This window comes from Moorena sp. SIO2C4 (assembly GCF_010672485.1).
GTDB classification, from domain to species: domain Bacteria; phylum Cyanobacteriota; class Cyanobacteriia; order Cyanobacteriales; family Coleofasciculaceae; genus Moorena; species Moorena producens.
Genome location: NZ_JAAHGN010000127.1, coordinates 1 through 11,071 on the forward strand (window position 1 = coordinate 1; position 11,071 = coordinate 11,071).

The window sequence follows — 11,071 nt, forward strand, 5'->3', positions numbered from 1 at the left end:
GCCGTCGAATTTCATCAGCTGGATCTTCTGGCATCTCACCTTGTGCTGGCCAAAATCCGTAGCGAATCATTTCTTCGAGGACGAATTCTTCTTTACCTATTTGGCGGATGCGATCGTAGAGTTCCTGACGGGTACGGGGTTGGTCTGACATGGGAACTATTTTTTAGTTTTTAGGTTGGTTGTTCGCGTAGCGTGGCCGTTCGCGTAGCGTGGCCAAAAGGCCAAAAGGCCAAGGTTGTTTGTTATAGCGCTATGGGCAGGGAATAGGGAACAGCGGATCACCGGAACAAAGAAGAGGCAAGAGGCAAGAGGCAAGAGATAAAAAATCCTCTGTACCTGATTAGGCTATAAACCGCTATACATTTTTTCCCATTGTCTTGATGAAGTCGCTGATGGGGGAAATTCCCTTTGGTGGCACCGGTACAGGCAGTTATGGGTGATTGTCAACTGCGCTTTTTCAATTTTAGCTGCTTGCACAAGAGTGTTCCAAGGTGATAGACAGAGCGGTAAGGGGCAGCCCTTTCGATACATCACAGCAGATTCATTTTTGACTAATGTTGCCAGATTTTCAGTTTGAGATACACTCGCAATCCCGTTATATATCACTAGGCATTAAGGTTAGGAAATTTATAAAAGCTGAAAAAGGTGCGACCCGTGGCGAATTTAATTCTTAATGCGGAAAGCGCACCTAAGTTTTTGTAGTCAACTTTAGCATGCATGCCCGCCCTGCTTACTAAGGGGGGTTAGGGGGGATTCCTCTTGCCTTGCGGGTAGCGCTATATGCGTCTTGACAACCTGGGATGGCTTAATCGGCATAGGCATAATCACCATAGAACACAGACAGGCAAAGTATATCGAGCACAATCAAGATTTTTTTCAGTTGTTTCATAGCTAGAACAGCTAGTGTAAAAATTTATTATTGACCGATGCTAATGTAATCACAACTATTATCACAAGTAGTTTATGATTAATTTTTTTTACTCTATTTTAATGTCCATCAGGAAATGATTGAATTTGTCCTACCTGTTGATTGAAAGGCTAAGCAGTGGATACATAAACCAATTTATCGTAAAAATTCCTGGAAAATAAATTATTATGACTCGAAGCTCCTGACTCGAAGCTCCTGACTCGGAGGATAGTTGGTTATGTCGAACTGAGGTAATTTTCAATTATCAATTTTTAATTGACGAAAAACACTGATGGTCTATAGATAAATCAGCAGCTAAGATCGATGAATTAACAGATCAGATGTGATAGGAGATGACAATGTCTGTACCTACCCGTACTCCTTTACCAATTATCCTAATTCGTGGGTTTGGCGGTCTCAATATTGAAGAGGAACAGCGCTTAACCTACCAGGGCTTTAACCAAGGCAGTGTCTATGAACACAAAAAGGGAACAAATGAGATTTATGAAGGATTAATCCTGAGTTTCCTCAAGTCAGACTGGCAATACCAGGATGCTACTAACGTGGTGACCTTTAGTAGTCGGGAAATTGAAGATGAACCAACCCTGCCTCGGAAACTAAAGTCTTTGCAGCAAATGCTCCAGGATGGCAAACCCCTGCCATCATCACTTCAGTGGTTAAAGGATAATGGTATTTTCGATAAATTTAAGCGCCTCAAAGAAGAAACCTATACTTTAAACTATCCAGACAAAACTGAACAAAAAAGATATTTTTCAGGGGATAAAGTAGTCATAAACCCAGAGATGTCAGAATACTTTTTGGAGTCTATCAAAGAGCCTTGGCGCTCTATTTGGGTATTTCGCTACTATGACCTAAAAGAGCGTAAATTTGACACCTATGGTAATGCCTTGGTGCGTCTGATCTACTTAATTCGTGAACTAACGGCGAATCAAGCAGGTGTTAAACCTAAGGTTAACATCATCGCCCATTCTATGGGTGGGTTAATCGCTCGCGAAGCAGTTCAAGTCACCTATCCCAGCCTTGGTCTTAAGGCTGAAGACTACATCAATAAAATTATCACTTTGGGCACTCCTCACCAAGGCATTACCTTCCAAATCTTAGAAGATTGGCTGGGTTTTGGGGGAGAACTAGGAGCTCAAGAAGAATTAGAGCGCTTTAATCTCAAAAATCAAAGTAAGCTCAACAACCCCTATTCGTTCCAAAATTTTGAGAAACACTTTCCCTTAGAACGACTTTTAACTATTGTTGGCACCAACTATAAGTCTTACAATTTGCGACAAGCCTCCTTTCTCAACCGCGTTTTCTCCCCAAGATATGAGTTTGGTTCTAACTATAACCGTAGTGATGGCTTAGTTAAGCAATTCTCTGCCCAAATTCCTGGGGCACCCCGTACCTTTATCCACAAATCCCACGGTGGTTTCGACTCCGTGATTACTTCCCGAGAAGCATTTGAAGTAGCAACGCGCTTTTTCTTTGGGAATGTGCGATCGCGTTTACGTTTTGTCAACGGCCAAATCACTCGGGGTAAGGATTGGTTTGGCAAAAGTGAGTTCTTTCTGGGAGTATCCATTAAACCCCGTCTGGTGGATTTTGAACTGTTCCACCAGAGTGAGGCTGCGGAAAACTGCTATGGTCCGTTTATTAAAGAGGATTTGACCGACGAAAAGCCAGCATTTCCTTGGGCAGATGGCAAAAATCTGATCTGGGAAGGGTACTTGAATACCATATCGATTCTAGAGGATGAGAGCATCCCAGCCCAAGAGAAAGACATGGTCTTACGGCTGGACTTTTACGTCGGTGAGCGGGATTTGTTAGGTCTTGGTTTCTCTGACAATGTCATCTTCCGCAAACAATACTATATTCGGGTTCTGATTGCCAAGACACCCATAGAACTCTACCTCCATAGCGATGAAAAATTTTCTCAGCCAGATTTTACCGCCAATCCCGCTGATAAGATGAAAGAAGTGGATGGTGCCTGGGAATTTCAAGTGCAAGACACTGGATTTGAAGGAACCTTCCAGATCGAAATTGATTGTCTTCCTGAACAGGGACATCCAGAACCGTTCCTTTCCGGGATAGAGTAATGGGTAATGGTTAATTAGTAATGGGTAATGGGTAATTGGTAGTTGATGATTACCGATTACCGATTACCCTGACCCAAAAATCCAGCCACTATTTGGTAAGTGATTGTAAGCTATCAGCGTGTCGCGTATCAGCTTATGCGCTACTTTAGGTGCTACTTGAGGTAGTTATGGGCTATGGGCAAGCTACACCGAACAGCTTTTGAATAAAACCGGTAAGCATTGGTTTATCTCTGTTACGGAAAGCTGACGGCTGACCACTGACGGCTGAATGCTTACAAGTAATTAACCGGAATTGTAAATAGATTGATACTAGATTTAACCAATGGCTTCATCAAAATCAAAACGCAATGCTTCTGACTCCAAAACCTCTGGCAATCGAACTGTCTACCAGGAATTTGGCACTAGCAACGACGCTGCAGTGGAACGACCGATTCAGGAACTTCCCCCAAATCAGCAAGATTTGCGGGTACAGGCATCACGGAAGGGACGTAAGGGAAAAACCGTTACAGTAATTAGTGGATTTCAATCATCACCAGAAACCTTAACCAAGTTACTTAAACAGCTGAAAGGCCAATGTGGTAGTGGTGGTACAGTTAAAGATAATACTATTGAAATTCAAGGAAATCATACTGATAAACTAGTGCAAATAATGATTAAACTGGGCTACAAAGCTAAAGTTAGTGGTGGTTAATGGTATAAGATAAAATAAACCTGGATGTTTAAACACGGATAAACGGATAACCTAATCTTAGGTTATCCGTTTGAATTACTAATTTTAATGACTAAATTTAAATTACTAGTTTGGTAATCCTTAAAACATCGTGATCGGAACGAAGATAGGGAACTGAGGTACTTCTGAATCCAGTAACAAAGGGTCGATGATACAACTTCCAATAAATGGGACTCAGGTCATGAGCGATCGCTTTTAGGGCTTTGAGTTCTTCTGCTAGTTCCGCTGCCAGTTCATTAATCCGTTCAGCGTGGTCATAAGCTTGTTGTGTGGCTTGTTCTATTTGGTCTTCCAGGGTTAGGGGTTGACTGATGGTAAGTGCTGGCTGTAACTGCTGCTGTTTTTGTTCCAACTGGGCTTCTAAGGCTGCGATCGCATTATCGATTCCTAGTATCTCTACCGAGCGTTGGGCGTTTTCACTGGCTTGACGACGGTAGGCTTGAGCGATCGCTTCTGGAGACTGGTCTTCTAAGATAATTTCCTGGCGGGTTAGGGTATCACGTTCAGCACGTAGTGCGGCAATGCTCTGGCGAATTGCGTCAATTTCTGAGTTTATTTGCTCCATTTTTGCCTTTAGCTATGAGTTTTATACTCTTTTTATATTGAACAGTCAACAGCCCCATCCACAAGGGGATGGGGCTTGTCACTAACAGGACTTACGCCATAACTATACCAGTAAGGTGCGTTAATAACGCACTCTACTATAGGGTTTGTATTTGAGATGTAAACCTAGGAGGTCTTGTTTTTTTGTCAAATAAAACTCCGGAGCTCTTGCCCCTCTTGGTTTTTCTCTAACTTCTGGTAATCTCTTGGTGTATCAATATCAATTACACCTAATGGAAAAGGAATACTACATACTTCGTTGTAGTATTTATTGATTAATTTTTTGGCACCCACGGTCTCATCTAAGGTTGCTAGTTCAGAGAAAAATATATGTTTAAACAAAACAGGTACACCTAATGTATCTGCATATTGGCAAGCAACGATGGGTTTTCCCGTATCATGATAGGCTGCCACTAAATAATTAATAATTTCAGGAGAAAGAAACGGCTGGTCACAAACAGTAATAACTGCTGCGTCTATGGTTTCAGAACAAGTGGCAAGGGATAGAATTCCCCTACGAATTGAGGAACCCATTCCCAAATTCCAATCTAGGTTTTCAACTACCGTTACAGAAGGTTGGTTAACTTCAGAATATATCTGTTGGGCATTTGCTCCTAAAACTACTACGACAGGCTTGCAGACTGAAGCCATTGCAGTCTCTATGGTATGGCGAAGCAAGCTGCATCCCTGATAGGGTAAGAGTTGTTTAGGTCTACCCATGCGGGTTGATGCACCTGCTGCTAAGATAATAATAGCAATATTTGATTCAGTTATTTTTAGCTTTGAATTGGTTATTTTCATTTCATAATTCAAATATTAAAAAGTTAAATTCAACAACCTTTATAGTTTTTAATTGGGATTTTATTGACTTGATTTCGTTTATGAATTGGTTCCATGCGGTGTTTTAAAAAGCCACCACCACGGTTTGCTAACACAGCTTGAATTTCAGCAATGATGGATAATGCGATCGCTTCTGGTGTATCTGCACCAATATCAATGCCAACAGGAGTGTGTAACTTTTGTAGCTGTATGGGTGTACATTCTACTCCTGCTGCACGTAAATCTTGCAGTAACCTGGCAGTGCGTTGCTTTGAACCCAAACAACCCAGATAGCTGATAGCAGCAGGGATTAGCACTTTCAAAATTTCTAAATCATCGAGGTAGTTATGAGTCATGACCACAGCAATGGTGTTATCATCAATACAGATTTGCTTGTCTAGAATTTCCCTGCGGGTGAGAATCACCTGATCAGCCATGATAAAACGCTCTTGAGTTACCTCACTCCCTCGACAATCAACTATAGTGACTCGCCACCCTAAGGCTTTAGCAAACTCTGCTACAGGTACACTATCACGACCTGCACCAAAAATTATTAGATGTGGCGGGGGTTTAATCAACTCGATAAAAATATCTACTTTACCGACTGCTAATTGGTATTGATGGAAACTTGAATGTTGATTTTCCAGAGCAGCTTGAGCATCTTTGAGCAAAGCAGCAGTCAAATACTCGTCTTTAATATCAGTATTTACAGTATTATTTGATTGCAGGATTAAACGCGCCCCAACCTTAACATTTACCCTACCTTCCACAGCAATAACAGTGGCAATAATACCTTGCTGCTGGTTATAGAAACATTGATGAATAAAAGCTAAGGGGTTAAGGGGATTATCTTGATTTAGAAGCTCAATAAAGACGTTTACCACACCGTTACAACCCAGCCCAAATCCCCAGATAATGTCCTCATCAGCAGTGGTATCATAAGTGATGACTATGGGTTTTCCGTCTGGCATCGAAACGCGAGTATGCTCAAATACATCATTTTCCAAACAACCACCGCTAATGGTTCCTACCATTTTACCACTTGATGTGATCAGCATTCGCGCACCAGGTTGGCGATAGGTAGAGCCTTGAGCATTGACAACAGTAGCAAGAAATACTTGTTCATTGTTGTGTTGAATTTTGGCAAATGCTGCTATAATATTATTTAGCTCTTTCATCTTGGCTGCTGGACACTCCTGTTATAGCCAAGCTTAACAATTTGGGCTCAATGATGTAAAGTAAAAATTTTCGTGGCTTTTGTGGAGATATTTGATGAATAGAATATTGTATTATCACCAGCAATCAAACTTTTCTCGTAAAATTCGCATATTGTTAGCTGAAAAAAAATTAGATTGCGAACTCAAAGAAGTTAATCTTAAGAATAAACCGTCTGAATTTATTAAAATTTCTCCCATTGGTAAAGTCCCTGTGTTTGTAGAACAAGATGGTACAGTTATTTGGGATTCTACATTAATTGCAGAGTATTTAGACGAAACCTATCCACAACCTAGTTTTTATCCAAGTAATTATCAGGCAAAGCTTGAATGTCGTAAATGGGAAGAAATCGCTGATTATTTAGGTGATAATATCATCAATTTATGGCTTTTAAATTTGACTAATAATTTAGAGGTAACTGATTATCGAACCAAATTAGAAACGTCAATTAATCGCCTTTTACCAATTTTTGATCAACAATTAGCCCAATCTCAATACTTATTAGGCAATGACACATGGACAGCAGCAGATGTAGCAGCGTTATGTTCCTTGGGTTACTACAGCCTTCGCTTGGATAAAGATTGGGGTTCGCGGTATCCTAACTTAGGAAATTGGTTCGAGAAATTACACGAGCGTGAGTCGGTAAATTCAACTGTTCCTATGCCGTTAAATTAAGTATGAAACTACAGGCAAGCGCACAAGAAAAAACTCAAATGGGGAAGTCATCCAAACCATTTATGGAAAAAGTGGCGATTATTGGTGCTGGACTTGGAGGTTTGGCTGTTGCTATAGCACTCCGGAAATGGGGGTATGATGTCCAAGTTTACGAAAAAGCTCAAGATTTTCGGCCCGTTGGTGGTGGTTTGGGGTTGTTACCAAATGGTTTAAATTTCCTTGATGCTATTGAACCGGGGATAGTAGAAACTATCAAAAAGTCAGGTTGTGAGGTTAGGAAAAGCGTTTTAAAGAATACTCAAGGTGAAACACTTCGCACTAACCCAGCAAGCAGATTTGATGATAAATATGGTCAGCCATTGATAACTGTTTGGTGGTGGCGTTTGCAGCAAATTATGGCATCTAAGTTACCATCTGATAGTATTCATCTTAACCATCGCTGCATCGGTTTTGAACAATACGACCGTCACGTGTCAATATATTTTGATAACGGGGAAAAGGTTAGTGCAGATTTGCTAATTGGAGGCGATGGTATAAATTCTGCCATTAGAGAAGCTTTAATTGGAGACGGTAAACCCCGCTATTTAGGAAGTATGTCTTGGCGTACTGTTATCAAATGTAACCAAGAATTACTTAATCCCGGTGAACTCGGATTTGTGAAAGGTAATCAAGAATTTATGTACCTCCTAAATGTCGGTGATGGGCATATTTCCTGGCTATATCGTAAGTTATTACCAGATTGTATTGTTTCCCAAGATGCGGCTGAGGTCAAATCTCGGGTTCTCGATCAATTAGCGGACTGGGGAGAATCATTGCGATCGCTTGTGGAAGCAACACCAGCAGAGCGCATTTTGGCCGGACCAATTTGCGACCGCTTACCGCTAAAATATTGGAGTCAAGGCAGAGTTACGTTGTTGGGTGATGCGGCTCACCCAATGGCTCCTGCTATGGCACAGGGAGCCAATAGTACGTTTGAAGACGCCTATGAACTAGCATTTTGCTGTTCCCAAGCATCGAGCATTGAAGAAGCTCTGGCTACTTATGAACACCGTCGTATACCCCGTACCCAACTGATGCAAACCCGTAGCGCTTTGGGTGAAATGCGTTACTACACAACCGATAGAGAGACTGCTAATCAGCAAATCCAGGAACAGTCACAGATGAGTAGCGAAGAATATCAAGATTGGGTTTTTAACTATAAGCCTGAGGTTAAATTCGATTATAATTATTCTAGTCTCTAGAAACAGTAAATTTTATGATTATCAAAAATCCATTAAAACAAACACAATATAAATCTAGACTAGGAATGGAAGTCCTTCCAGGATGTAACTTACTGCATCTGACCGATTCACAAAGACATGAATTAAAACAATCTCTATGGGAACATGGTGTGATTGTTGTCAAAAATCAACAGCTTACTGCATCGGAGTTAGAAGAATTTGCCATAAAAACTTTTGGAAATTTGATGTTTGGAGGTAATTCTTTTTCTTTAGACCCCGATCTCCCTCCAGATATCCAGAGCCAATATACAGCTATTTTAGGTAATCCTAAAGGATTTGATCAAGAACCTCCTGAAAAGATTTATGGAGCCCGGGTGTGGCATCAAGATAAAGATGGAGTACCCAGAAGAGAAGAATTAGATATGAATGCACTGTATGTTGTCATGCTCTACACTATAAAAGTTCCTGAAGAGGGAGAAAATGGACAACCTCACACCACAGAATATTTAGACTTAGTAGAAGCTTATAACAATCTTGATCCTAGTTATCAAAAGGAATTAGAAGGAATATCAATGTATCAAATGCCACCCATGTTTGATCGTCAAAATCTTGACTGGGATGATGTTCCTAAAAAAGTCCATCCCATTGTTTCAACTCACAAAGTTACGGGTCAAAAAGGATTATATTTGGGTTCTTGGAACACAGCAATTCCTCTGGGTATGGAAGATAAACGAGAAGAAGCCAAACAATACTGGCAAGATTTGTTTCAGACTGTTTTAAAACGCACCCCTGTATATTCCCATGTTTGGGAGCCAGGAGATATTATTTTTTGGGATAACTCACAAGTAATGCACCGGGGAACTTTCTATGATTCTACCAAATACCAGCGTATTGGATTACGGTTAGGAGTTGTGGATTGTCAATGAAATAATGTATCAGCAGTTTGACAAGTCGCTCAAGGAAAAAGAGAACAGGGAAGAGATAAGAGGGCATAGGGAATAGCGATGCGCTGGATCAAGAGGTGCGACCCGTGGCGAATTTAATTCTTAATGGGTCAAGCGCACCTAACAGGGAATTAACGTCCAAGAAGACTGTACCTCATAACTGCAATAAACTCTATATGTATGTTTATGTATGGTCTCTCTATCTGCCTGTTTTCTTATCCAAAACTCAGGTCACATTAAGTTTCAAAAGCTAATTTATCACCAAAGACTTGTTGCCAATCAGTATTAAATTTTTCAACTGCCAAAGGTATAGCCGGATGTGAAACCATTTGTTCCATTAAACCTACAGGCAAAGTAATCGCACCAACTCCTGCTTGTAATACTTCTAAAACTTGACGCGAATTTTTAAAACTAGCAGGTAATAAACAACAACTTAGATTTTGTTGTTGGACAAGTTGTTGAAGTTGCTCCACAACTGTGACACCATTTCCCCCAAAAACATCAATTCGATTTACATAAGGAGCTAAATAATCTGCACCTGCTAGTGCAGCTAAAAAACCTTGTTGAACTGTATAAATTGCCGTAGCTAATAGAGGTATCTGCTTCCGATGTAACTGTTTCATTGCCACCAGACCTATTTCCGTGGCGGGAATTTTAACCACAATATCATAGGGTAAAGCTGTTATTTTCTCAGCTTCCAAGATAATTTCATCTACAGATTGACTGATAACTTGAATGTGGTAACGTACCTCATTTCCTAGTATAGGATTTACGTCTTTAAGTAGTTGATTGACACCGATGTTGGCTTGAGCCAGAATACTGGGGTTGGTTGTTATTCCTTTAATCGGTAAGCAAGAGTGAAAACGTGCTATTTGTTCAACATCGGCACTGTCTAAATATAGTTCTAACATTATTAACTCCTGATTAAACCTTTCCTGACTGAAAATGCTCCGCAGCACAGTTATGTAAGCTTTAAGGTAAACTTTTTGATATTGAACACCAGATGATGCCAAAACCATATAGTTATGATTTGAGAATAAAAGTGATTTTGGGCAACAAATTGCTTTCGCTTCTGCTGAGCTAACCTCCAAGCAAATCATAGAATTAGCCATAGCGCAAGTCCCCAGAAAGGTATAAATCGAAACCACCCAATCCTGCTGTTAACTGCCCTCAAAAGTAAAGCCTGAAAAAGGGAAAAAAGTAATAAATCTACACAGAAAGCTAATGTAAGTCGGTTCGTCATCAATTGCTCCCCAAAATAGTTCATTCTCTCGACCAAATCTCCAAACTCTGGTCGTCCCATAACCCCCCAAACTAAGGCAATGATCCCCACTATCATTCCTGTCCAACCAAATACATGAGCTAATATTCCCTTGTTCGTTTCCTCCTTTACTGGAGGAATTGGTGTATTATAGCGCAGTGCCATATAAGGGGTAACAACAGCATTGGTTCCGAACATCGCCAGACTCCAAATGAGAATCTTGGGGAGATGATTTGTCCTTCTATCGACGAGGAGTAGAGGTAAAAACATAAAAATCCAAGCTTCGGCAAAGTTGAAGAGTGCTTCTAAGCTAGGATGAACCACTGGTGCTTCTAGATAATGAATGCCTACGAGGTTCAAAAGGGGTAAAATAAAGAAAAAATTCAGAGATTCATTTACTATTTCCTCTATAGTTTCTGGTTGAATAGCCCAAGCGGGTTCCCCTGGAATAAGTTGCCCTGGCGGAGATAGCAACAGAATGTAAATATAAGCGATCGCTATTAACCCAAATACTATAGCAAGAAACCCTTGACTTTTTGGAATCCCTTGGCCTAAGGTAGAGATTTGCCTGGTACTTTTATTTTGCCGAGGT

General features: G+C 40.6%; 10 protein-coding genes and 2 pseudogenes. 5 read left to right on the forward strand and 7 right to left on the reverse strand.

The window, feature by feature from the left end; translation table 11 throughout:
• Both F6K20_RS40555 and F6K20_RS09590 read right to left on the reverse strand, forming a co-directional pair.
• Positions 1 to 151, reverse strand: a pseudogene (locus F6K20_RS40555) (RNA-directed DNA polymerase); the annotation flags it as partial.
• Positions 152 to 156: 5 nt separating this feature from the next.
• Positions 157 to 315 (reverse strand): hypothetical protein, encoded by a 159-nt coding sequence (locus F6K20_RS09590; protein WP_154659803.1) that lies wholly within the window; start codon positions 313 to 315, stop codon positions 157 to 159.
• A gap of 951 nt (positions 316 to 1,266) precedes the next feature.
• On the opposite strand from F6K20_RS09590, the gene F6K20_RS09595 reads away from it, so the two are divergent.
• The gene (locus F6K20_RS09595) at positions 1,267 to 3,012 is read left to right on the forward strand and encodes an esterase/lipase family protein (protein WP_008184815.1); all 1,746 of its coding nucleotides are present in this window, start codon (positions 1,267 to 1,269) and stop codon (positions 3,010 to 3,012) included.
• 322 nt (positions 3,013 to 3,334) lie between these two features.
• Positions 3,335 to 3,703, forward strand: a complete 369-nt coding sequence (locus F6K20_RS09600; protein ID WP_008184817.1) for a translation initiation factor — start codon at positions 3,335 to 3,337, stop codon at positions 3,701 to 3,703.
• A gap of 97 nt (positions 3,704 to 3,800) precedes the next feature.
• Here the strand turns inward: F6K20_RS09600 and F6K20_RS09605 are convergent, their stop codons facing one another.
• From F6K20_RS09605 to F6K20_RS09615, 3 genes are all read right to left on the reverse strand, one after another.
• On the reverse strand, positions 3,801 to 4,307 hold the full coding sequence (locus F6K20_RS09605) for a hypothetical protein (RefSeq protein WP_008184819.1): 507 nt from the start codon (positions 4,305 to 4,307) through the stop codon (positions 3,801 to 3,803).
• A 185-nt stretch (positions 4,308 to 4,492) separates the two neighbouring features.
• Positions 4,493 to 5,146, reverse strand: a complete 654-nt coding sequence (locus tag F6K20_RS09610; protein WP_008184821.1) for a nucleotidyltransferase family protein — start codon at positions 5,144 to 5,146, stop codon at positions 4,493 to 4,495.
• A 29-nt stretch (positions 5,147 to 5,175) separates the two neighbouring features.
• The gene (locus F6K20_RS09615; RefSeq protein WP_008184823.1) at positions 5,176 to 6,342 is read right to left on the reverse strand and encodes an XdhC family protein; all 1,167 of its coding nucleotides are present in this window, start codon (positions 6,340 to 6,342) and stop codon (positions 5,176 to 5,178) included.
• Between the two features lie 94 nt (positions 6,343 to 6,436).
• Here F6K20_RS09615 and F6K20_RS09620 point away from each other — a divergent pair, with 94 nt between their 5' ends.
• Genes F6K20_RS09620 through F6K20_RS09630 form a run of 3 tightly spaced genes read left to right on the forward strand, consistent with a single transcriptional unit; the run spans position 6,437 to position 9,200 of the window.
• A complete protein-coding gene (locus F6K20_RS09620) occupies positions 6,437 to 7,054 on the forward strand; it encodes a glutathione S-transferase family protein (protein WP_008184825.1) in 618 nt (205 codons plus the stop codon).
• A 2-nt stretch (positions 7,055 to 7,056) separates the two neighbouring features.
• Positions 7,057 to 8,295 carry an FAD-dependent oxidoreductase gene (locus tag F6K20_RS09625; RefSeq protein WP_287263824.1) on the forward strand — a complete coding sequence of 413 codons (1,239 nt, stop codon included), beginning with the start codon at positions 7,057 to 7,059 and terminating at the stop codon, positions 8,293 to 8,295.
• A gap of 14 nt (positions 8,296 to 8,309) precedes the next feature.
• Positions 8,310 to 9,200: a TauD/TfdA dioxygenase family protein gene (locus F6K20_RS09630; protein ID WP_008184828.1), complete on the forward strand. Its 891-nt coding sequence runs from the start codon at positions 8,310 to 8,312 to the stop codon at positions 9,198 to 9,200.
• Between the two features lie 254 nt (positions 9,201 to 9,454).
• On the opposite strand, the gene F6K20_RS09635 is transcribed toward F6K20_RS09630, so the two are convergent.
• Together F6K20_RS09635 and F6K20_RS09640 are read right to left on the reverse strand one after the other, a co-directional pair.
• Positions 9,455 to 10,129 carry a transaldolase family protein gene (locus tag F6K20_RS09635; RefSeq protein WP_502708025.1) on the reverse strand — a complete coding sequence of 225 codons (675 nt, stop codon included), beginning with the start codon at positions 10,127 to 10,129 and terminating at the stop codon, positions 9,455 to 9,457.
• Positions 10,130 to 10,314: 185 nt separating this feature from the next.
• A pseudogene (locus tag F6K20_RS09640) lies at positions 10,315 to 11,071 on the reverse strand (nuclear transport factor 2 family protein); the annotation flags it as partial.